Origin of the sequence: Pseudoalteromonas sp. C2R02 (assembly GCF_018860845.1) — a bacterium.
Taxonomy (GTDB): domain Bacteria; phylum Pseudomonadota; class Gammaproteobacteria; order Enterobacterales; family Alteromonadaceae; genus Pseudoalteromonas.
Map to the genome: position 1 here is coordinate 301,591 of NZ_JAHKQC010000013.1, position 24,332 is coordinate 325,922.

A 24,332-nucleotide genomic window follows, 5' to 3' on the forward strand; every position below is an offset into this window, starting at 1 on the left:
TATTCTATTGGGGTAACAGTTTGTTTGCGCTTTGTATCGAACTTGATACAAAGCAAGTTACTATTTGAAGTGTAGGAAAGTTATTTTTTATTTGCAGTATTTTGTTTGATTTTTACGATGTCTTTTAAATGGTGTGATAACTTATTGCGATATGTTGATATGTCGGTTTTTTTTGAAATAACCAAATAACTGTTTACATACTTTGTAAATTTAAACTTTGCTTTATTTATCTCCCCTTGAGAATTTAACCTATTTAAAATTGGTAGCATCGCATCATCCCTATCCAAAAAAGTGTCTATTCGGCCTTTTTTTAACATACCAACTAATTGTTCTCGATTGTTAACTTTTACTTTTAAGAGTTCAGTGTCTTTGTCAAATCTATCAAAATAAGACATGCCTCTGATCACGCCAATTTTTAAGCCAGTCAAATCTTGATAGTTTTGTATTGTATTAAATAAACCTTTATTTATATAAAAATTTAAAGGAAACTCCTGAATAAAAGTTGCAGGTTGTAAAAATATATAATCTTTAATACGCTCTGGTGTTTTCTTTAGTTGCATAACCATATCTGCAACACCTTCTTTCACAAGATATAAGCATCTTGCAATCGGACAGCGAATATATTCGATTTGCATATTAGACTTTTTAGCTAAATATATTAATAAATCTATGTCTTCACCTATATATTGATTATTTTTATAATCAACATAGGGAGGGTCTAAATATATAGCAACTTTTAGTGTCCGAATATCATCCGCATATAAACTCACAGAGTAAAACAGAATGCAAAAATACATCAGCAACAACTTCATTAACATTACTCTCAAATACATAAACCAATTATTTAACTATAAGCCTAGCCTAAGTATTGTAACTATCATAAAGGTTTTAATTCTATTTCAATTTCGCCAATTAAGACCTAACCCAATTTGTCGTTCGGTTGATTTAACACTTTTAATATCTGAAGTAACAAAATAGTCTTCATTAAATAAATTATCGACCCAAAAACTAAAACTAATATTATCATCTAAATCATAAATATACCTGGCATTAACTGTATTTATACTTTTTAAATTCTGCTCACCTTTAGCGATTCGAGATTTATTAAATCTGTGTTTTATGGTTATATTCAATCTGTAGTTAGTGTCTTGATAATTTAATAACATTTGTAGCTTGTTAGGTGCTATATCAGCTAAAGCATTACCGTAATCATCTTTCCCTTTTAAAAAATGCCCTGACATCTGATAGCTAAAGTTGTTATATAATGCTTTATATAAACTGAACTCCATTCCTTTTAGCTTTGCTGTTTTTACATTTTGATAAGTTCTGAAATTAGGACTTAAATGCACCCTTTCTATATAGTTTTCAATTTTATTTTCAAATAGGGCAAGCTTGAAATTATCTTGTTTTAATTGATAATTAATAGATAATTCTTTGTTAAAAGCTTCTTCTGATTTTAAGTTTTGATTACCTATTGTTTGACCTCTGCCTGTGGTGCCTGTGTAAAACCGTTCAGATAATGTAGGAAATCTAAAAGCCCTATTAACAGCGAAGCTAATCATATAATTATTATTTAACTCATATGCCAAACTTGTAAAATTTGTAATATGCGTATCTTTATGGCTAATATTGTTTATAGTATCCTGTTTTATCAAATTCCCTCTGGCACCTAAACTTAAAATTAAGTCATTTATTTTATGATTTACATTGGCATATATTGCAGTGTCATATTGCTTAGCATCTAAATTCACATTAAAAAAACTAGAATCATTTTTTAAGTTACTTATTTTTTCTAATGACTTTACACCGGACCTATATTGATAATCTAATCCCATACTTGTAGCTAGTTCACCAATTTCAAAATCTCTTTGATAATTAAATGAATAATCTGTAGAGCCCGTTGAAACGTTATTCTCTCTTTTATTAAACCTCACAACTTGTGTATTTAAAGCGTGTTTATGAACTGCAAGGTTAAATTGCCAACCTTGGCTATATAAAGCTATTTGAGAGATATAATGATCACCTTTTGGGTAGGTAGTTATTTTTTTATTATTATAATCATCTGAATTTGCTTTACCTATATTTCTAGACAAACTAGGCATCATCATAAAATGACCATTAATATTATTTGTTAAATCAAAATTAAAAATAACATTTGCAGATAATTGTTCAAAATGATCGTTTAATAACGATCCTGAACTAGAAGTGGAATTATTCGCTTTTTGATGACTTAAACCTAAAGATATATCATCATTACCCCAAGCAAGTTTATTCACTAAATGTTCATTCTGATAAACGTAACTACTGTTAAGTTGAAATTCATTAAACTGCTTAGGCGTCATTTGAACAACGCCTCCAATTGCACCTGAACCATAATAACTAGCACCAATACCTTTAATAACCTCAATATTATCTATAAAGAATGAGTCGATGAAAGAAGTTGCTGCACCTGCTCGCCTTTCACTATTAATTTTAATTCCAGAAAATTGACTTTGTACGCGAGAACCAGAAAGCCCTCTAACTGAGACAACTTGAAGTAAACCACCTTGACCATTTAAATCTACACCAGACATATTTGATAATAATGTTGAAATTGCTTTTGTTTGATTCTCTATTTCATCTATGAATAAATATTCACTATTGTTAAATTTAAAATAATCTATATTATGTTTTTTACCTATTACTTCTATCGACTCTAATGGTTTTATATCTGCATTTTTTTTCTGTATTTCATCTGCATGAATACTAAATGCCAAAAAACATAACGAATTAACTAATAAACCCCTATAAAACATACAAATACACCCTTAATATTAATTATCTTTCTTTCTATCCTCATAAAAATTATCAATTTACGCTTTGAATTAACATAAAGTCTTTGTATCTATTTGTATGCTTTAGTATCTAAAATGGTACAAACTGCTACATTGCTTTTGTTGCAAAACAGTTAACAAGAATTAACACTTGTTCCCATTAAAGTTAACTTATATGAGTATATGTAATGAAACCTATCTCTGTATTATTTGGTTTTTTGTGTGCTATTAATCTGCCTGCACAAGCAAAAGAATACGAATTAAAAGATGTTGAAATAGAAAACTACAACTGGATTGGGCAATTACCACCTAGCAGAAAGGTAAAGGTTATTAACAAGTATGGTAACGTAAGCACGCGGATCAGAAGTGAATCACAAATAGGTGTATCAGCTGCCATACAAAAAATTGGCCCAAACCCGGCCATACCAGATTTTAATATAAGAGAAACATCCGAACATACTCTCATCACGGTAATTTATCCAAATGGTCAAAGAGATGAAGATGGTGATTTCATTGGCCGGGTTGATATAGCGGTTACAATTCCTGAAACAATTAGTATAGAAATGGAATCTACTTGGGGAGATATAAAATCAAAGAAACACTTCTCTAACCTTAAGGCCAAAACAATTTCAGGAAACATTGCTTTAGGATCTGTTGGGGCGTTAAATGCGAGTTCAATTTCCGGTAATATCACTATAGATCATTACAATATTAACTGGCCAAATAATCAATATATTGAAACCCAGACCGGAGATATACATTTCACCATATCTAAATTATCTAACATATCCATACAAGCTCAAGCAAAATTTATACAATCGAATTATGCCCAACACAATATTTATAAAAACCATAAAAACAGCTCGATATCAATTGCGCTAAATAATTCAAGTACTCTAATGGAATTAATAGCCCCTAACGGTCTTATAAATATCAATATGATAGATAAACCTCATGGTGGCTATGTCGGTATCCCAGCTGAGTTTTCTGGCGATATTAGAAATCTGCCAACAGTGTCCCCTTGGAAACCAGGTGATCCCATCATCGATAAGAACTATAAAAACCAACACCGCAAAAAATAGTATCAAATAACACATCGAACAATAAAAGAATTGGTTATGTTTTTTAGCAGGCTTAACCCTGCTTGAAAACAAAACCTAACACCTGTTCGCTTATCTAAAAAGGAAAAAATAACAGTTGCAGGAGCAAAGTTTAAGCGAACGTAATTTAAGTAAAATCGGGTAATAAACGATGAAATATAATGACAACAAAATTTCAAAAGTAGCTAAACACATTAGCATAATACTAGGTAGTACAGCTTTAGTATTTACGTTAACAGAACCAGCTATTGCGATTGAAAAAAAAGTAATAAACGATAGCCATACACTTCAATCTTTTAATGGTGCTCAACACATGGACACTGTTTCACCGGAGTTATTTAATGGAGATGTCCGTGATTTAACAACTGTTGAACCTTGGTCTCCTGGCGATCCTGTAAAATCAATTCCAAGAAGAATTTATCCTAATTTTAATAAAAGCCCACTTAATGGGCCTATCAATGCAGTAATTGGTAACGATGACCATTTAGTTAAATTACAAAATGATGCTCAGAATACTTATAACCGTGCTGTAACAGATGGTTCAGTAAATATTGATGGTATTGGCTTTACTGGTGTCAATCCATCAGACCCCACAGGCACAGTCGGTAAAAATCACTATATTCAATCTATTAACGGTAATAATGGTGCTTTATTTTCTATCTTTGATAAAGCAACAGGTAATAAAGTCTCTGGACCTACGGCAATGTCAACGCTGGCAACAAACCTTTGTAAAAATGCACTGGGTGATCCAATCGTTTTTTATGATGAAGCAGCACAGCGCTATGTAATGACTGAGTTTAGTAACCAAACAGGCAGAAGTTTATGTGTTTATGTTTCAAAAACTGATAACCCAGTTACAGGCGGCTGGTATGCTTATGAATTTCAAGCACCAGAATTTCCTGATTATCCTAAATTTGGCCGTTGGGGAGATTCATACTACGTAGGTACGAATGAAAATGCGGGTCCTGGTATCTATGCTATTGAGCGATCTAAACTTCTCGCTGGTCAAACTGCTCGAATGCAACGTAAAACAGCACCTAAGTTATCTGGTCTTGGATTTCAAATGCTACTACCTGTTGATGTCGATACAGTTGAAGGTCCTGAAGCTAATACTCCAGGTCTATTTTTACGTCAAAACGACGATGAAATAAACAATAAAGGTAGCAATAATGCCAATCAGGATTATCTAGAACTTTGGACTTTTAACCCCGATTATGACAATAGTGCTAATAGCCAATTAACAGGTCCTATCAAAATTGCAATGAGCGAATTTGATTCTGATGTATGTACAAGCGGCGCGCAAGGTTATGGTTGTTTAAAGCAAAAAGGCTCAACAAAAACATTAGATCCTGTACGTGAAGTTGTGATGTATCGTGCGCAATACAGAAAATTCTCTGCACATGAATCTATCGTAGGTAACTTTATTCACGACGCAGGTTCTGATCGCGCAGGGATCCGCTGGTTTGAATTAAGAAAAGTAGGTTCTGGTAGTTGGCAACTACACCAAGAAGGTACTTATGCCCCTTCTGGTACAGATAATCGCTTTATGGGTTCTGCAGCAATGGATGGCAGCGGTAATATTGCTTTATCATATCATATAGCAGGTGTTGATACTTACCCTGGTATTAGTATGACAGGTCGTTTATCTACAGATACAAAAGGGACTATGACGCAAGCTGAAAAAGTTATCGTTGCCGGTACAAGTCATATCGCTAGTGATAGAAACGGTGACTATAGTCATTTATCAATTGATCCAGTAGACAATTGTACTTTTTGGATGACAAGTGATTATGGTAAAGAAGGCGGGAAATGGGCAACGCGTATTGCTAACTTTAAGTTTGCATCATGTGGTGGTTCAACAACACCTGACTTTAGTATTCAAGCAACAAATTTAACACAACAAGTATGTGCCAATGCAGATTTGAAACCAATCACAATTTCATCTGCTGCAACAGGTGGTTTTAATAAGGCTATAAACCTGACCTATAGTGATTTACCAACAGGTATTACTGGCAGTTTCACTAAAAACCCACTCAATATAGGTTCAAATTCAGATGCATCAGTTAAAGTGGGTGATATCAATACTGGCAACTATAAATTTAAAATCAATGGCACAGCAGATGGTGTAAGCGCAAAAACACTTGATATTGCTGTAACAGTTGCAAATAAACCTGGCGCAGTTAGCTTAACTAGCCCAAGTGCTGGCACTAATGATGTCGCAATACGTCCAACATTAAGTTGGCAGTCTGACGCTTCAGCAACTGGATATCGTATTGAAATAGCTACTGATTCTGCATTTAATAATATCGTTGCTAATGGTACTGTTAATAACGGAACGAACTACCAGCCTTCTGCTGATCTAACTGCCAATACCACATATTATTGGCGTGTAAGAGCTGATAATGGCTGTGGTAATGTTTGGTCTTCGAGTGCAACCTTTACTACTACAGCAATCAACGCTTCGGCTTTAGTTAAAGGCATTGCTAAATCTAATCTAACAGGAGACGCTAACACGACTGCTGACTTTACATTTGAAGTACCATTTGGTGCAACAGATTTATCATTCAAAACATCTGGCGGTTCAGGTGATGTCGATATGCATGTGAAGTTTGGGCAAAAAGCAACAGCCGATACCTATGATTGTCGTCCTTATGAAACAGGTAATACTGAAACATGTAATATATCAAATATACAAACTGGTACGTATCATGTGATGTTATTAGGTTATCAAGCTTATTCAGGGGTTAACTTAATCGCTGATTATACAGCCGCTTCACAAGGTAACGATAAATTAGAGGAGTCTAACTTATCTGGTACCTCTTCCACTAAGCTATATCATACAATTAATGTGCCTTCTGGAATGAATGAATTAGTTGTAAATATGTCTGGTGGAACTGGAGATGCTGATTTATACGTGCGTCATGGTGAAAAACCGACTACTGCAAGTTATAAATGCCGTCCATACAAAGCTGGTAACAATGAGTCTTGTACTATTAGTGATCCTCAAGCTGGAGTTTGGCATATTGGCGTATTTGGATTTGAAGATTTTTCTAATATAGATTTATCTGCAAGTTCAAAATAATTTAATCAAAAATAAAACCGCACTTTATGTGCGGTTTTTATTATCAATTGCAAAATGTAACCTATCACCATAACTCACAAATATATGTTACCTTTAAAACCCTGAGCCTGGTTGTTTTAAAAATTCAATTTCTTCGATTGTTGAAACTCGATTTAATATTTTATTTCTGTGCGGATACCTATCAAATCTCTCTATTATCTCTTTATGCTTAATTTCAAATTCATAATTAGACTCAATACCGTTACGCTTATATAAACCAACAGCTTCCTTATGAATTATCAAAGATTCACTGTGCATATAAGGCATATATAAAAAGCTTTTTTCAATTGGTGTTAATGATGAATCCACTTTTAGTGATACTGCTTCTTGTGCTAAAGCCAGCGCCAATGGGTCACTTTCAAATGATTTTGCAGTATCTCTAAACATGTTTCTAGAAAACTGATCTAATACAATTATTTCAGCTAACCTACCTTTGGCTGTTTTACGCCACTCAAATAACTCTCCCGCCATGGCACTTTTATGTAAAGCAGAAAACCTATCAATTATCATCTGATCAAAGGCAGCATCTTTTACCCACCATTGAGATTGATTTATTTCTTCAAACCAAAAATTTAATACTGTTTGGTACATATTTATTCCTTAAACATATAAATCTAAGGTCAATATAACAAGGAATTAAGAGATAGAGATATTAATTTTTAAAAGGATATGAAGTTCGGATTTGCTAGAGATTTGTTAATAGTTATTATATAAACAGAAAAAGAGTGAAATACGTCTATTTCACTCTTTAATATTATAATTTATAAAATTAGCTGAACTTAACTCTTACAAAGGTAATTTTATAAATAACTTTGATTAGTTTTTAAGTTTAAGGGATTTTCTGGTTAAGAAGCCTGCAAGTAAAACAAACATAATCATAGAACTACTACCACCGCTTCTTTTTTGCTTTTTAACTAACACTTTAATTTGCTTTTTAGACACAGCCCCTACCGTATCTTTTACTGTTACTTCTAATATGATGTGAGTGTCTTTTTTAACTTTTGGTACTTTAACAGTAGTTAAGCCTTTAGTTTTATCGGCAATACTTGTTAGATCTGTACCCATTTCAGCCCATTCAAACGTTAATGTATCACCATCTTCATCAGTTGACGCTTTTGCATCAATTGTAATTTGTCCACCGCTTTTAACTGTAATAGATTCTTGCGCTACTTTAGCAATAGGTGCTGTATTTTTAATAGTTAAAGCAATTTCATCAATATAACCTTTATCTTCACCTTCAGTTTCTAGTTGATCTTTTGTATATATAAAGGCGATTCGATTTTTACCAGGCTCTAAAGCAAGTTCCTGTGATTCAAATTCCGTTTGATCTGTACCAAAAACTAAAAGCTTACGATTATTATTATGAGTCACAGATAAATCATCATAATATTCAGATGATACTAGATATTTGTAGCTTAATTTTTCAGCTTTAGGATTATCAATCACAGCTAATAAAACACTTCGTTGACTATCTTCAACTTCACCACTAGAAACAGCAGAGTCACCTTGTGTTACTTTGTCTGTTTGTGCTTCCCATACAGCATCCGCACCTGAGTACCATTTAATATGCTCATTAGAGCCCACTAATGAGTCCATAGCTAAATTACTTGCTTCCAATCCTAATGCACTAAAATACATTAAAGCTTGATTATTATCTGGATGATTAGTCATCACTTTAAGCGAAAAACCTGACTCTCCTACTTCACTATTTGTAATTTCTATATCGATTTTACAAGCGTCTCCTGTTGCAAGTAATTTGGTATCACAGCCATTAGAAGAAACACTTGCAACAGTATTGTTACCATCTAGTATTTCTATACCAGTTACACTATATGTTTGAGATCCTACATTTTTCATTTCGACTTGTTTTATTTCCTTATAAGGAAACTCAACATAACCACTCCCATTTGACTGTTGATACGACACCCCTGCACGCTTTTGTTTAACCCAATCAATGAATTTAATTACATTAGCGTATACGCCAGGTTTTTTAGCATTAGCACAACCGTCACCCCAACTAACCACACCTAGTTGGTAAAACTCATCTTCATGCTTATAAATTAATGGCCCACCACTGTCGCCTTGACAAGAATCTTTATTGCCTTGTTCATAACCAGCACAAATCATTTGCTCTGTAATATCACCATTATACCAATCTGCTGCATTACATTGTTCATGAGTTATATAAGGAACTTTTACTTCTTGTAAAATACTTGGGGATTGACCTCCTTCTTCCAGTGCCCCCCAGCCCATTACAGTAAAATCATCACCCACTTTAATTTGATTAAAAATTTCTTCAGTAATGAGTTTAATAGGGGTTGCATTAGAGACTTCTGATACCAGCTCTAAAATTGCCATATCATTATTTGTTTCTCCTCCAACACCATATTCCTCATGCATATAAATCTGGGCAACATCTACTGATTTACCTTGAGTTTCTTTAGTTAAATCATGACCGCCAATCCAAACGGCCAAATCTTTTGCATTTGCCCCTTCTATACAATGTGAAGCAGTTAAAACATACCGACCTCCTATAAAAGAAGACCCACAACTATGACCCTGTGATAGATTATCTGCATTCTTATTGTATAAAGACGTCATAAATGGATATGCGTTTAGCTGTGTATTGTCACCATTTACTATTCGGATCTGTTTATCACTTACTGCTAATAATGGCTGTGTCATTAGCCCAGCTAATAAACCCAAGGTAATTTTATGTTGTTTATTCATATTGAAAGTCTCACAATCATGTTTTCGATGATGTGAAATTAACAACTTTTGTACGTTAGGTCGTTTTCAGTTTGTAGGCTTATGTATCAGTAGGTATCATTGGCATTTGTACTTAAGCCTTTAATTGGAATTTTAAAAATAACTCCTTAAGAACAGTGAATTAAATTATTTTGTAATTTGTTAAATTTAAACATTTTGAAAGGTTTGGATACAAAGTAATAAAATAAAGATTTGTATCCATTTAAATTTACATTAAGATTTTTATCTTTTATTCATATATAGCAGTGCATCTTTTCTGGTTTTAAAAATATGTTTTTCATCAATTTTATCTAATAGTTTTATTTTGTCGAAGTCTTGACGTATACGATCACATAAACACGCTAATAAAATATCTTTACCTTGGTTTTGGTAACTTAAAATAATTTCTTCTATGGCTATGGTACTAGTGATGCCAACAAACCTCGCATGCGTAAAATCAACCAATAAAGTTTTATTTTGATCTATTTGCGATACACTTTGTTTTAACCCTCGCGCAACACCAAAACCGATAGGGCCAGAAATATTTAACAATAAAACATCATTTGATACCACTTCAAACAATGCCTTTTCATCAGAAGGTAATTGGGCTATTTCTTTGTCTGTAAAAATGCTCAAATTATCTAATTGTATTTCTGATAGCCTGCGAATTGTCACTAAATTTGCGATAAAAACGCCTATTAATACAGCCGTAACAAGGTCTACAGCAACCGACAGTATCATAGTCGATATCATTAAACCGACACTAAATAATGGAATTTGGTGTAATCGTTTTAAGAAATTCCAATCTATAATGTTTATTCCAACATTAATTAAAATTGCAGACAAAACAGCAACAGGAATAAACGCAGTATATTCACCCGCCCATAAAACGATAGCAAGTATAAAAAGCGCATGTAACATGCCAGATAAGGGTGTTGTTCCCCCCGCTCGAATGTTAGTGACAGTACGCATAGTTGCGCCACCACCTGGTAAAGCACCAAAAAACCCCGCGATCATGTTACCAATGCCTTGACCCACTAGCTCTTTATCTGAGTCATGTAAATCTTTACTAATACTATCAACCGTTAATGATGTCATTAATGAATCTAGCGTACTTAATGTAGCGATAAGTAACGCAGATTTAATCATCTCACCTGCTAATGCACTTTCCCAAACAGGTAATGAAAAAGAAGGAAGTTCACTGGATATAGCACCAACAACTGGTAATGGACTATCAGAAATTCCAAAAAACATAACAGCCAATAATAATGCAACTATACTACCAGGTACCACTTGATTAAATCTTTGTGGCCACAACATCAGCAATATTAAACACGCACCGCCTAATAAAACATTTGTATCAGTAAAAGTAGTAATTGAGTAAGACAAATCAGATAAAGGTAAACCAAACAAAGGTTCTATTTGCGATAGAATAATTAATATGCCAATCCCTGAAGTAAAACCTGAGATCACAGGATAAGAAACCAAAATAAAATATTTACCTAACTTCAACAGACCAAACAGCATCTGGAACAAGCCAGCTAAAGTCACCACAGTAAAAGCAGCGCCTAAGCCATTCTCAGGTGATAAAGATACAAAATGCGTTAATATTGCAGCCATAGCAACAGTTAAACCGGTATTTGGCCCTGTTATTTGTTGATTAGTACCACCAAAAAGAGAAGCAAAAAAACCCGTCAATATCGCACAATAAATACCTGCACTTGCACCCGCCCCTGAGGTAACACCAAATGCGAGCGCAAAAGGAAGCGCGACAATTGTAGATGTTAAAGCACCAAAGATATCCCCTTTGATGGTATTTCGATTAAAGTGTGAAATCGAGAGCATAATGACCTATAAAACATTAACTGACACAAGTGACAAGTTTAACTTAAAAGTGATAATTTGAAAAACTCTTTTAAGTTTTTTAGCCTTATCTCACAAATTTATAATCAGCTGCTAAGCTTACTATACTTAATTCATTCTAAAATGTAGCACTATGATATTTCGTATATTATTAATTTTAAGTTTATTTATATTTTCATCATTATCACAGGCTTCAATTTATAAATGTGAGCTCGAAGGCGTATTAAGTTTCAGCCAGTTTCCTTGCAGTGATGATGCTGTTGAAATTATAGTCAAAAAGTCAACAACCACTTATGAAAGTGATTTAAATAAACATGATTTTTATAGTGAGACTGTTATAGGTGCTTTAACGCAACTACGTTTAGTACTTATAAAAATACAAGAAGCTAAGCTTCAAAAACGACATTTTAAAAGTCAACTTAAAACCGAGATATTAGCACTCAATTCCAAAGCGAATAAATCATTAGGTAAATTTAACCACCAAGAACTTGATGATAATAAGGCAAATATCACTACAAGCTACACACAGAAAATCAATAATTCTCAAAATATGTTAGACAACTTAATCAAAGCTAAGTCAGATCTGATGTATAAAATAAGCATGCAAAACAATATTCTTAAATTTGATCAACAATTTAATGGTAATACGCAAGTACAACAAATAAACAACATTCTCAAATCCCATAAAATTAATTCTAAAATTAGAAAGCATCAAGATGAACTGCGTTTATATCAAGTTAATTTAAACAACGATTTGGCTCGGCTAAAAAGACAATCTGAAATAGCCAATGATCCGCAATACTATAAAATGCAATCTGCTGATATAACCAAGCGATATAATTCACAAATAACCACTTCCTATCAGATCATCTACAATCTTGAGCAAGAGAAGATAAAATATAACAATGACTGATAAATTATTTAAATAAAGCCGTATATCGACTAAATGGATGGATAATTTTAATTGGATTTAAATAAATGCCAAAAGTAAAAGACAAAATATTGCACTCATAAAAATTTTGATAACTTATTTTAATACCCAATAACGGCGTTGATACTCTAATCACCTTTATCTTTTTTGAATAATCAAACCAACCATAAAAATCTTTACCAATAGCAGTAGCAGATAAACACAAATCAATATTTGCTTTATCTAACATGTTTTGCACATAGGTATTGCTATTTGGCCCCGGCCAATAGCGATAACAAAAAAGGTTTTTATATTCAGTTATTGAGTGCTGTATTGTTTTTGCTAATACACGTGCTTTTAGCCCTGAAAATACATACTCCACTCGACTCTGACCACTGCCAACAGCACTATCAAATGGTAATAAATTTAGATGTAAATGCCCCCAACTTGTTTTGCAACAGTGTGGGTTTTGCCATACTTCCCAACGTTCTTTTTTAGTATCCGTTATTATTACAAACCAATAATGGTCTGCTATCAATCCTAAATATGGAATTTTTGCAGATCTGAGTTCAACTTTTAATGCATTATTTTTTATCATTTTTATGATTCGATTTAAAAAATATCAAATTTGAGTTGTTAACCCATAATATATCCCAATATCTTTATTATGAATAAAAATACTTCTCTACATAAAAGTTTTTACACAGTTAGCCTATTTGTCATTTTATTATGGCTCATTAAAGCGTGGCAAACTTACTATTCAATTGAAATTTATCAACTGGGTGTTAAACCACAGACATTATCAGGCTTGATTGGTGTGATCACTGGACCACTTATTCATGGTTCTTGGGAGCACGTATTAAGTAATTCGTTACCCTTAGTTTTACTTGGAGGCTTTCTAAAATACGGATATCCAAGATCACACTGGTGGGCAATTGCAATTATTTGGCTATTATCAGGCTTAGGTGTGTGGTTATTTGGCCGAGACAGCTACCATTTTGGTGCAAGCGGGCTAACCCATGGCTTATTTTTTTATTTGTTTATCGCAGGCATATTACGCAGAGATAAGCGCTCAAGTGTATTGTTAATGATAGCCTTTTATATGTACGGTTCTATGGTAATGACCATCTTACCCAGAGAACAAGGCATTTCTTTTGAATATCACCTATTTGGCGCAATGGCTGGGATTTTATCAGCAATTTTTTTTAGGCATTGGGATCCAAAATTAAAAGAACAAACATATTCTTGGCAGCAAACCGATGACTCTGAAGATTTAATTGGCGACGAATGGCAAAGTAATAACTTAAATGACTCAAAAGAATTAAGCAGTGATGAATATAAAGACTCAAATGATTGAGTCTTTATTTCTAATATCACAGTTTAAGCTATTTTAAGGCCTCTAATAAATCAGTGATATGTTCAATCACGATAATCTTAGCATTCCCTTCTTCCATAGATTTATGATAATTCGCCTTTGGAATATATATTTGCTCAAAACCGTGTTTAATTGCTTCATTTACTCTAGGTACACCACCACTGATAGGTCTTACTTCACCACTTAATGATATTTCACCCATAAAACAATATTTACGGGACATTTCAATATCATTTAGTGAGCTAACCAAAGCTGCAGCTAGGGCTAAATCAGCACTGGTATCCGTATCAGGTAACTTTAAACCACCAACTAAGTTAACATAAACATCATGAAATAACTGGATCCTGCCATGTTTACGTAATACCGCAGTGATCATCTTTAAACGGTTAAAATTAAGACCTATGCTCACTCTTTGTGGATGCTCACCTTCACATTCAGATACTAAGCTTTGCACTTCTAATAATAAGTTTCGGCTACCATCACGTATGCAAGTTATCGCAGAGCCTACAGCTCTCTCATCAGCCCCAGATAAAAATAATTTACTTGGATTATCAACTGAAATCATGCCACGAGAATTCATTTGAAAAATACCAACCTGATCAACATCGCCAAATCTATTTTTACTTGCCCTCATAGTACGAATAATACTGTCGTTTACTTCAATATGTAATAAAGTATCAACAATATGCTCTAATGTTTTAGGTCCAGCTAAATCACTGCCTTTAGTTACATGACCAACTAAAATAAGCGTTATGCCATGGGTTTTCGCAAATCGGCTTAGCTCTTGTGCACAGCCTTTTACTTGACCAATAGAACCCGCACTGCCATTTGAATGCTCACTTTCTAGTGCTTGAACTGAGTCAATAATTAAAAATTTCACCTTAGCTTCAAGGGCTTTTTCCATGATATTAGAAATAATATACTCAGACATTAACAGTAGTTGATCTGGTACATAATTAATTTTTAATCGCTCAGTTGCGCGCGCCTTAAACTGCTCTAAACTTTCTTCTGCAGTACAGTACATTGCTGTTGTTTTATGACTCATGTTTGCAGCAAGTTGCGTTAATATTGTTGTTTTACCCGCACCAGGATCACCCGAAATTAGAATAATTGACCCTATCGTTAAACCATTTCCTAAAACACGGTCTAATTCACCGATACCAGTCTCTGTTTTATCAAGTGCAATACTTGATACATCGTCCATTTTTTTAACAACATTACCTAAAGTACCCGCATAACCACCCTGAATTGCTTGTGCTCTTTGCTGGCTTGGTAATTTAGCTTCTTTAAATTCGGCTAAGGTATTCCAAGCTTTACAACTAGCACATTGGCCTTGCCATCTAGGATGATCATTACCACATTCAGAACATACGAATTTTATTTTTTCTTTTGTTGCTTTAGCCACTGATTATTTCCATCGTTATCTTGCGATTCTAATTTAATTCTACCAAGGTAACGGCTTACGCCCTACTTTAAATTAACACTAACGGAGAATTATTTATTTTGGTGTGAAATATTCCATTATGCTTTTCACATTAAATGTAGAAATTGTTTTACATAACCATTCAAATTTAGCTCAGTATTTATTAATTGATAAAAGTAAATATATTACCGGCCAATCAATTCATATTGATGGAGGATTATTGTTGTAAATTCAATTAGCTATTTTAAATTTTTGTCTATACTTAGTTTATGAATGAAATTGAATATCCTATTTTAATCAAATCCCAAGCCCACCGTAATCAATTTGTTACGTTGCTTTTTGGTGTGTTTATTGGGCTCGCTTGCTTCATCTCATCATTTTATTTGTGGCAGCAATATCAAATTTACATCATGATTTTCACCATGATTTCTGTCTTAACAATTAGCATTAGTATTTTTAAATACTTTGAGCCGCAATATTGCCTAGGTTTAACAGATGATAAATTGTTTTATTATCATCGACAGGGAAAATGGAGTATTAGTTGGAGCAATATTCAGCTAGTACATCACCCCAAAGGAAATGATGATTTGGAGGAAAGGAATATTAATTTTATCGGTATAAAATTACGTAGTTATGATTGCGAAACAAATACAATATCGCCTAGACTTGCTAATCACTTATTGCATGAACAAAACAATTTATTAATTTTAGCCTTTCAAAATAATGAAATAGAAGTAGAACAAACCCAAATTAATTTAGCACCTTTTAAAACATCAAATGGCCAAGAAATCACTGGTCCCATTGCAGCTTGGCTTCACCAGATGAAAATACTCCGTAAAATTTATGGATATGATTTATACATACCCATAAATTGTTTTAACTCCCCTGCTGATCAAATAATCTCTTTATTTAAGAAAAACCAACAGCGCGCAATTTCGAGCATTAATGATATAAAATTATATCAGAACAATATTAATGACTAGAACTAATGAAGCATATTTTTAGAAATTTTCAAATGTTTACTATTGCCCATGATGTTTTCAAAATCTTGGTGGGTTAATTTCAATAATGTTTCATGATCGCCCGCTTCAATAAATACATTATCTAACATATCTAAAGATTCATCATATACCATAGACATATTAAATGCCTCGCCAACGGGTGGAATAGCCCCTTTGGCACAATCCATAAATAAATTAAAAACATCTCTTTCTTTTAATAACTCAAAACTCGCGTGAAGCTCTTCATTAATTGATACTATATTTATTTTTTGATCTGCAGGTAACACCGCCATAAGCCGATGACCATCATGGTCGACTAATAATACTGCTTTTGCGATATTTTTTGGTGGAATGCTACTTGCCACTGCACTACCGATTGAATTATTACTATAAAAATGAGAAACCCTTTGAAATGAAATATTTTGTTTACTGAAGTAATCTTCTAATTTACGTGAAATAGCCATGTTCAACTCCCATAAAGTTTATCACTTTAAGTATAGTTAAGGACAAACATTACCCCAACTCACATTCGGATTTGAATCTTATTATTGATAATTTAATTAATATGTAATGACATTCACAGAGGCTGACTTTTTCAATCAAAAGCCCTATTTAATAAGTGCTATTAAGCAGCTATTAAATAGGACTCTCGCCCTTGATGTTTTTCTTTTCTATTAAATGATCCTTTTCCTTTTTTAGCTTTTACGACTTGGGTTCTAAACACTTTAGATGTGACCAAGGCTGCTAAATAATTATCTTTTATCACACCCCGACCTGTGTCTATACTCTGTGGTTTTTGATTGTTTTTTTGATTACACATAATTTACCTCTATTGATAGTTCAGTCAGTATATCAAAATATATCTAAGTTGGCTTAAAATCAGATAAATAACCAAAAGTCTCCGTGGAACAGCATTGATATAACTTTGCATGACTATTAACATATAACTATCTAAAAAATAATTGAAATTGACAATGCGAAATAAAATATTATTAGCAGCATCTATCGCTGCAATGCTGACAACATCAAGTGTTATAGCCAAAGAAGAGATTAAAAATTCTTGGTTAGCTTTATCACAATCAGAGTTAAAACAAGTTCAATCTTATAATGAAGAATATAAATCATTTATAGATAAAGGCCGCACTGAGCTGACTTTTGTAACAGAAACTAAAAAGCTTGTTGAAAAATCAGGTTTTAAGCAACTAACTGACGATAGTCAAATTGTTCCCGGTGCTAAGTTATATAGCATAAACCGTGACCGTGCTATGACATTAATGGTCATTGGTACTAAACCAGTATCTGATGGCGTTCGCATTGCAGGTGCGCATATTGATTCACCGCGTATTGAATTAAAAGGCCGCCCACTTTATGAAAAAAATGGTTTTGCGCTTTTTCAAACTTATACTCATGGCGGTATGAAAAATTACCAATGGGTAAACATTCCATTAGCCTTAATTGGTCGTGTTGATAAAAAAGATGGCACGCATGTTAATATCAATATAGGTCTAAATGAAAACGATCCAATATTAATTATTCCTGATTTAGCACCACATGTTGACCGTGATTACCGCAAACGTACTAACAGAGATGTTATCAAAAAAGAAGAATTAGATATTATCATCGCTTCAAAACCGGGTAACGACTCAACGGTTAAACAAGAAGTGACTAATTTCTTAAAAACTAACTATGATATCGACATCGCTGATTTAGTATCTGCTGAACTTGCTTTAATACCAGCAGTTAAACCAAGAGATGTCGGTTTTGATCGCTCTATGGTAGCAGCTTATGGACAAGATGATAAAATCTCTGCTTTTGCAGCGGTTAAATCAATTTTAGAAGTTAATAAACCAGAACTAACAGCAATGACTTTTTTAGTTGATAATGAAGAAGTCGGTAATTTAAATAATACAGGCGCAGATTCAAGCGACCTAGTTGATACAATTAGCCAATTATTATATCAACAATCACCAACAACATATAATGATTACATATTACGTAAAACATTACGTAAAACTAAAGTAATCTCAGTAGATGTTAACCCTGGTGTAAACCCTAACTGGCCTGGCGTTTGGGAATTAGGCAATGCTCCTAAATTAGGTGAAGGCATTAATATCAAACTATATGGCGGTGGTTTTAATGCCAACTCTGAATACATAGCTTGGACGCGTAACTATTTAGATAACGCAGATATTTTATGGCAAACAAGCACATATAAAGGTAAAGCATCTGGCGGTACTATCGGTAGTGCACTATCTGAAAACAACATGGATGTAATTGATTTTGGTGTACCTGTACTTGGAATGCACTCTCCTTATGCTGTTGCCTCTAAAGTAGATATTTACTCAATGTATTCTGCAATGAAGGCATTTTTCCTGAATAAATAAATTCAGTGCTTATTGACTTAACTTTTTTAAATAAAAACCGACTTATTAGTCGGTTTTTTTATATCAATTCAGTTAAGTGAGTCAGCTAATATCAATTTAAATAAGCACGATGGATGTTAAGGGTTAAATATCGCTTTCATTCACGATTAATTTTATGGGTTAAAACGCAGTATTTTTGAAATTGATGTAATTTATAGACGTTAATTTACACAGTATTTGTTATGAGCTGTTTTGTGACCTGCTATACACCGATTTGTCTTTTTTCATACCTGTTAAGTTATAATGAACCCTCTATTATGTTGTTTTTAAATAACTAAACACGTATTCTATTTATATTAAAAATTACTAGACACCACCTTGTGTGAATACTATACACCTGTTTGGGATCTAAAAAGTTGTTAGTTTGTCATGGAGGTCAATTGAAAACTTTAAAAATCATATTGGGAGCAGGACTTATTGTATTCGGTATTCTTGAATTAACAGTTTCTCCAGGTAACCTTTTAATAGCGGTTACTTCAATAGTTTTTGGTGCAATTTTGCTATTAACTTCATTGAATTTCAAATCCAATAAAAAAGGTGGCGACTGGACCAGTAGTTCACATATCAACTGGAGTAACTCGGATAGCGGTGATAGCAGTGGCGGCGGTGAATAAACAAACTAACAAGTCACTCAAAAGGACAAATAACAGTTGGTTTTTGCTCCTTCGTCGCGTATTTTAACCAACTACTATTTGCCTCTTAGTGAGGCGTTAGGTACTTCTAGTGTTTAGGTTTAATCTTCAGGCTTTATTGATATTACTTATTGCAATGCCATCCATTGCGTCTGCGCAAGAAGATAAATTGTGCGTACATTTAACTGCTTTTGCTAGCAAATCAAAAGTCGATAAACCTTTAAAGGTTAAATTGATTAATTATTGGGCCAAATTCTCACAGAACTGTGAACATAATGAGACACAAGAGGGTAAAGAATTCTGTAATTACTTAATAAAAAACACTTCAAGTGAATTCATGAATATTAATCTATCCAGAATACTAACTTGTAGTGCAAATGATTTTAATTTTGCTAGTATTCACCTCAAAAAAATTTCAGGTGAATTTTCCATATTTGAAACACCAAGTCTGAATCAAGATATTACATTGAATTTAAATTTCTCAATTGGCGATGATGTAATCAAAGACTTTATAGAAATCACGGCTAAAAATGAGTCTGTAGATTAATTATACAGGTTTGCTATGATTCAAGGAGATTACACCATGTCAATGAGTCTAATTACTGAAAGTTATTGGGATGACATCATGAAAATTCAGGAAGAAGCCTATACCGATATCGCTCCTGAAGATGTAAACATTCTAAAAAATAAATGGCACTCATCGCCTCAAAGCTGTGCGGTATATTTAGACCACAAAGGTAAAGCGATAGCTTACTTATTAGCACACCCATGGGCGAATGAAATCCCACCAAAGTTAAATGAAAAAATATCTGTAACTCATAGCTCAACTTTATTTATTCATGATCTCGCATTAGCGCTTGAAGCAAGAGGAAAAAATATTGGTAAAGCGTTAGTGCAGAACCTAATTGATAATGCCAAAGCTCATAATTTTGTAAAAATACGATTAGTAGCGGTTCAAAACTCAACTGGTTTTTGGGCTAAGTTTGGTTTTATAAATATGCCTGCTAAAGAAGTTTGCTCAAGTTATGGTAAAAACGCACAATTAATGGTGTTAGCGTTAGAAACATAACAAATAAGGGAGGATGTCGCGGAGCAGACACCTTATCTGGATGTTGAAGCAGCGAGAGCCTAAGTCGTATGACTTAGCTCATCAATAGCACCAACTCCCGTACCAACCCCCGCATCAATAACAAGGCTTATTAAATGTTTGCTGTTTAGCGATAGGCAATTTGTCTAAACCTAATTTGGCCATCACAAATAACCCATTTAATATGATAGTTAAAACTACAATGCCTACAGTTAAAAATAGTATTTGGTCTCTAAGGTGAATATTTAAGTTTTTATTTTTCGCCACTATTAGGCTAAAGAAAGTGAAACTGTATCTCTTAAGCCAGCCCAAATAAGTACAATTTATTTCTCTTTAGTTAAACCTATGCCTATACGTGCCAAAATCGGCATTAAAGCAACAATAACGACAGTGCGAATAATTAAAACTCCTATAAATATAATTGCAAGGTATTGAAAATTAGCCAAATCAGCAACACCTGATGCATGAAATACATTTTCTGATAAGTAAAACACCACATAGGATAATACTAAAGTCAGAGCGATTTCTATTAAGCTGTCATTAAATAAAGACCCTATAAAAGCGAAACTAATACCCGCGACAACCACTCCCATTACAACACCGATTGGAAGATTCAAACACTAAGGCAGGTAAAAATATAAACATGATTAAGTTTTCATCAACTGATTGGCAGGTAAAAAGATGCTTTTACCTCATAAAATATGGGTGTAGTTAGTTCAAAATCAAGCATACTGCCTATCAGCAGCCTAATAATAAACCAACAGAGTATGGAATAGCTGTATATTATAACAGTCATCTTAATATGATCCCCATATGATCGAGAGCACAAAAAGCATTAATAGTAATAAGCTAGTATGCATAATGTCACCAAAACACGCGTACTAAGTCTATTAAAAGTAATCACAAGCAGTATTTAATCGACTGATTATTGAGCTGATTTCATTTTTATATTCATTCTATTCTCAACATTTAGTTTTCACTATTTGGTTAGTTTTGCCATTAATTCATTAACTGCATCTAAATGTTCAGGATTGTTATGGCACATGCCCTGAAATACAGCACAAATGTCTAAAAAGTCTGCAAGCTCTGTTCGCTGCGCCATTTTCATTAACCTTTTAGTTAACCTTAAAGAGGCAGTTGGTTTATTTGCAATATCAGATGCTAAGTTCATTGCTTTAACCATTAAATCTTGTGGTTCAACAGTGTTTAGTACAATACCAATTTCCTTTGCTTCATTCGCATTTATCACACGCCCTGTAAATGTTAATTCTGCCGCTTTTTGATAACCAATAATACGTTGCATAAACCAAGCGCCGCCATCACCAGGTATCAATCCTAAGTTAGCAAAAGTTTCTCCAAATTTAGCTTTAGTTGATGCGAGTCTTATATCGCACATATTAGCTAAATCAAAACCCGCACCGATAGCTGGGCCATTTATTGCTGCAATTACTGGCACTTCCAGTTTATTCATTGCCAGTGGCATTTGTTGAATCCCTTCTCTGTATTTTTTTTCTAGGGTTTGCACATCTCCAGCAAAATCGCCTGAACGCTCTGCCATATTTTTTATATTACCCCCAGATGAAAATGCAGCCCCCTCACCTGTTATTACTAACGCAGCGACTTGATGATTTTTATTGATCCAGTGAACCGTTTTAACAATATCATTTACGATTTCAGTGCCTGTTAAGGCGTTCCTTACATCATCTCGGTTAAAGCTTAATAGTGCGATATTGTTATTTAGTGAAATTTTACAGTCGACCAGTTTTGGTAAATTTTCCATATTCTATTTACATTTAGATACATATAATAAAATCCTAACATAGTAATTATCACTTGAATTTATATTTTTCACATCCATTTATATATAAAGCTCAATAATTGAATTAAATAATGACAGACAAAAAAAATGATAAAGCTTTTACAAGCTTATTGCCTATCTTTGAATTTATAAAACCCTATAAAGTCATGGTTGCAAGTGCACTGATTGCCTTACTACTTACTGCGGCAGTGAATTTATCCTTAGGACAAGGTGTAAAGTTTGTTATAGATAATGGTTTTATTGCCGGCTCTCAAGAACAACTCACCTACGCAATATTGATTTTAATTGCAATGATCAGCTTATTAGCCGTAGGCACCTTTTGCCGATTCTTTTTAATGTCATTGCTGGGTGAACGTGTTAGTGGAGATCTTAGAAAAGCGGTATTTAATAAAATTGTGAGTTTACACCCTAGCTATTTTGAAGAAAATCGCAGCGGTGAAATCATGTCTCGCCTTACAACTGATACCGCGTTATTACAGTCAATTGTTGGTTCTTCATTCTCAATGGCATTACGGAGTTTTTTAATGCTGATTGGCGGCATTATTATGTTGCTGATCACCAATTTAAAACTCACTTTAATTGTATTAGCCTGTGTACCATTAATTTTGATCCCTATGATGATTTTTGGCAAAAAAGTAAGAAAACTCGCAGCTAGTAGCCAAGATGCGATAGCTGATATAGGCACTTATGCGGGAGAAATAATTCAAAATATCAAAGTTGTTCAAAGCTATAACCATGAAGAAAAAGAAAAAAATGCATTTGGTTCAGAAGTTGAAAAAGCCTTTAATGTTGCAAAGCAACGCGTAAAACACCGCTCATTTTTGATAGCCGTAGTGATTTTCCTTACATTTTCTGCCATTAGCTTTATGTTATGGATTGGCGGTATGGATGTATTATCAGGCAAAATGTCTGGTGGAGAATTAGGTGCATTTGTATTTTATGCAATCATGGTCGCGATGTCGGTAGCTACTATTGCCGAAGTATATGGTGAGTTACAGCGTGCGGCAGGCTCTGCAACGCGTTTATTAGAGTTATTAAAAGTCAAAAGCGATATAACAACAGTCGAAGCGCCATTAACCGTGAGTAAAACTGTTCAAACCGATATAGAATTTGAAAATGTTAACTTTAGTTACCCTTCACGTCCTGATGCGCCCGCACTTAAAAATATTAATTTGATGATCCCTAATGGTAAAACCGTTGCACTGGTTGGGCCATCAGGTGCCGGAAAAACAACCATGTTTGAATTATTACAAAGGTTTTATGACCCGCAATCAGGTGAAATAAAACTTAAAAATTCAAATATTACTCAAATTTCATTAACAGAGCTTAGGCATACAATGGGCATGGTGCCACAACATCCTATTTTATTTAGCTCTGATGTTTGGCATAACATACGATATGGTAAACCTGATGCGACAGATGATGAGGTGATCAATGCAGCAAAACAAGCTCACGCACATGAATTCATCGAAAACTTACCACAAGGATATGGCAGTTTTTTAGGTGAACAAGGTGTCCGTTTATCTGGTGGCCAAAAACAAAGAGTCGCCCTAGCAAGAGCAATATTAAAAGACCCTGAAGTGCTATTATTAGATGAAGCCACCAGCGCCCTAGATGCACAAAGCGAACACCATGTTCAAGCTGCACTTGATCAGTTAATGGAAAATAGAACCACAGTCATAATAGCGCACAGATTAGCAACCGTATTACATGCAGATTTAATTGTTGTTATGGATAAAGGAGAAATTATAGGTATAGGTACTCATAATTCTCTTTTACAGTCCTCGCCTCTTTATAATCGATTATGCGAACTTCAATTTGATAAAGCAGCCAGTTAAATAACATTCAACCCTAACTCCTATAATGAGTTAGGGTTCGGTGCTTATAAGTGCACAAGCATCAGTAATTAAATTTTAAACTCTCCAATCTCAGCTTTATTTATATATCTACACATCTAGTGTCCAAATTACTCCTGTAATTAAGCTACAAAATATAAAAATTAAAATGGAGGATCTAT

Annotated in this window: 21 protein-coding genes; 10 read left to right on the top strand and 11 right to left on the bottom strand. The window is 33.7% G+C overall.

The window, feature by feature from the left end:
• Positions 1-80: 80 nt before the first annotated feature.
• A complete protein-coding gene (locus KO527_RS04150) occupies positions 81-812 on the bottom strand; it encodes a transporter substrate-binding domain-containing protein (protein WP_216039109.1) in 732 nt (243 codons plus the stop codon).
• 87 nt (positions 813-899) lie between these two features.
• On the bottom strand, positions 900-2,795 hold the full coding sequence (locus KO527_RS04155) for a TonB-dependent receptor (protein WP_216039110.1): 1,896 nt from the start codon (positions 2,793-2,795) through the stop codon (positions 900-902).
• A 206-nt stretch (positions 2,796-3,001) separates the two neighbouring features.
• Here KO527_RS04155 and KO527_RS04160 point away from each other — a divergent pair, with 206 nt between their 5' ends.
• Both KO527_RS04160 and KO527_RS04165 read left to right on the top strand, forming a co-directional pair.
• Complete coding sequence (locus KO527_RS04160; RefSeq protein WP_216039111.1) at positions 3,002-3,895, top strand: DUF4097 family beta strand repeat-containing protein; 894 nt, start codon at positions 3,002-3,004, stop codon at positions 3,893-3,895.
• Between the two features lie 169 nt (positions 3,896-4,064).
• Entirely contained in the window at positions 4,065-6,995 is a 2,931-nt protein-coding gene (locus KO527_RS04165; protein WP_216039112.1) for a pre-peptidase C-terminal domain-containing protein, read from the top strand.
• A gap of 93 nt (positions 6,996-7,088) precedes the next feature.
• Here the strand turns inward: KO527_RS04165 and KO527_RS04170 are convergent, their stop codons facing one another.
• The 3 genes from KO527_RS04170 to KO527_RS04180 all read right to left on the bottom strand — a co-directional run bounded on the left by KO527_RS04170 (position 7,089) and on the right by KO527_RS04180 (position 11,627).
• Positions 7,089-7,625, bottom strand: a complete 537-nt coding sequence (locus KO527_RS04170) for a DUF924 family protein (protein WP_216039113.1) — start codon at positions 7,623-7,625, stop codon at positions 7,089-7,091.
• Positions 7,626-7,850: 225 nt separating this feature from the next.
• On the bottom strand, positions 7,851-9,764 hold the full coding sequence (locus KO527_RS04175) for a serine protease (protein WP_216039114.1): 1,914 nt from the start codon (positions 9,762-9,764) through the stop codon (positions 7,851-7,853).
• 261 nt (positions 9,765-10,025) lie between these two features.
• Positions 10,026-11,627 carry a SulP family inorganic anion transporter gene (locus tag KO527_RS04180; protein ID WP_216039115.1) on the bottom strand — a complete coding sequence of 534 codons (1,602 nt, stop codon included), beginning with the start codon at positions 11,625-11,627 and terminating at the stop codon, positions 10,026-10,028.
• Between the two features lie 151 nt (positions 11,628-11,778).
• On the opposite strand from KO527_RS04180, the gene KO527_RS04185 reads away from it, so the two are divergent.
• Positions 11,779-12,558 carry a hypothetical protein gene (locus KO527_RS04185; protein WP_216039116.1) on the top strand — a complete coding sequence of 260 codons (780 nt, stop codon included), beginning with the start codon at positions 11,779-11,781 and terminating at the stop codon, positions 12,556-12,558.
• A 4-nt stretch (positions 12,559-12,562) separates the two neighbouring features.
• Here the strand turns inward: KO527_RS04185 and KO527_RS04190 are convergent, their stop codons facing one another.
• Positions 12,563-13,153, bottom strand: a complete 591-nt coding sequence (locus tag KO527_RS04190; protein ID WP_216039117.1) for a DUF3750 domain-containing protein — start codon at positions 13,151-13,153, stop codon at positions 12,563-12,565.
• Positions 13,154-13,222: 69 nt separating this feature from the next.
• Here KO527_RS04190 and KO527_RS04195 point away from each other — a divergent pair, with 69 nt between their 5' ends.
• Positions 13,223-13,912, top strand: coding sequence for a rhomboid family intramembrane serine protease (locus tag KO527_RS04195; RefSeq protein WP_252733391.1), 690 nt, complete (start codon positions 13,223-13,225; stop codon positions 13,910-13,912).
• A 28-nt stretch (positions 13,913-13,940) separates the two neighbouring features.
• Here the strand turns inward: KO527_RS04195 and radA are convergent, their stop codons facing one another.
• A complete protein-coding gene (gene radA, locus KO527_RS04200) occupies positions 13,941-15,335 on the bottom strand; it encodes a DNA repair protein RadA (protein WP_042144136.1) in 1,395 nt (464 codons plus the stop codon).
• A gap of 287 nt (positions 15,336-15,622) precedes the next feature.
• Here radA and KO527_RS04205 point away from each other — a divergent pair, with 287 nt between their 5' ends.
• Positions 15,623-16,336 carry a DUF2982 domain-containing protein gene (locus tag KO527_RS04205; protein ID WP_216039118.1) on the top strand — a complete coding sequence of 238 codons (714 nt, stop codon included), beginning with the start codon at positions 15,623-15,625 and terminating at the stop codon, positions 16,334-16,336.
• Between the two features lie 2 nt (positions 16,337-16,338).
• Here KO527_RS04205 and KO527_RS04210 read toward each other — a convergent pair whose 3' ends face one another.
• Together KO527_RS04210 and KO527_RS04215 are read right to left on the bottom strand one after the other, a co-directional pair.
• Entirely contained in the window at positions 16,339-16,818 is a 480-nt protein-coding gene (locus KO527_RS04210; protein ID WP_216039119.1) for a YbaK/EbsC family protein, read from the bottom strand.
• Positions 16,819-16,979: 161 nt separating this feature from the next.
• On the bottom strand, positions 16,980-17,174 hold the full coding sequence (locus KO527_RS04215) for a ribosome alternative rescue factor ArfA (protein ID WP_216039120.1): 195 nt from the start codon (positions 17,172-17,174) through the stop codon (positions 16,980-16,982).
• A 154-nt stretch (positions 17,175-17,328) separates the two neighbouring features.
• Here KO527_RS04215 and KO527_RS04220 point away from each other — a divergent pair, with 154 nt between their 5' ends.
• The 4 genes from KO527_RS04220 to KO527_RS04235 all read left to right on the top strand — a co-directional run bounded on the left by KO527_RS04220 (position 17,329) and on the right by KO527_RS04235 (position 20,478).
• On the top strand, positions 17,329-18,738 hold the full coding sequence (locus KO527_RS04220; protein ID WP_216039121.1) for a hypothetical protein: 1,410 nt from the start codon (positions 17,329-17,331) through the stop codon (positions 18,736-18,738).
• A gap of 419 nt (positions 18,739-19,157) precedes the next feature.
• The gene (locus tag KO527_RS04225) at positions 19,158-19,391 is read left to right on the top strand and encodes a hypothetical protein (protein ID WP_216039122.1); all 234 of its coding nucleotides are present in this window, start codon (positions 19,158-19,160) and stop codon (positions 19,389-19,391) included.
• Positions 19,392-19,500: 109 nt separating this feature from the next.
• Positions 19,501-19,956 (top strand): hypothetical protein, encoded by a 456-nt coding sequence (locus KO527_RS04230; RefSeq protein ID WP_216039123.1) that lies wholly within the window; start codon positions 19,501-19,503, stop codon positions 19,954-19,956.
• A gap of 36 nt (positions 19,957-19,992) precedes the next feature.
• On the top strand, positions 19,993-20,478 hold the full coding sequence (locus tag KO527_RS04235) for a GNAT family N-acetyltransferase (protein ID WP_216039124.1): 486 nt from the start codon (positions 19,993-19,995) through the stop codon (positions 20,476-20,478).
• Positions 20,479-20,819: 341 nt separating this feature from the next.
• Here the strand turns inward: KO527_RS04235 and KO527_RS25780 are convergent, their stop codons facing one another.
• Both KO527_RS25780 and KO527_RS04245 read right to left on the bottom strand, forming a co-directional pair.
• Positions 20,820-21,113 (bottom strand): hypothetical protein, encoded by a 294-nt coding sequence (locus KO527_RS25780; protein ID WP_252733392.1) that lies wholly within the window; start codon positions 21,111-21,113, stop codon positions 20,820-20,822.
• 362 nt (positions 21,114-21,475) lie between these two features.
• On the bottom strand, positions 21,476-22,276 hold the full coding sequence (locus tag KO527_RS04245) for an enoyl-CoA hydratase-related protein (RefSeq protein WP_216039125.1): 801 nt from the start codon (positions 22,274-22,276) through the stop codon (positions 21,476-21,478).
• A gap of 110 nt (positions 22,277-22,386) precedes the next feature.
• Between KO527_RS04245 and KO527_RS04250 the strand changes: the two genes are divergently transcribed.
• Positions 22,387-24,153: an ABC transporter transmembrane domain-containing protein gene (locus tag KO527_RS04250; protein ID WP_216039126.1), complete on the top strand. Its 1,767-nt coding sequence runs from the start codon at positions 22,387-22,389 to the stop codon at positions 24,151-24,153.
• Positions 24,154-24,332: the final 179 nt, after the last annotated feature.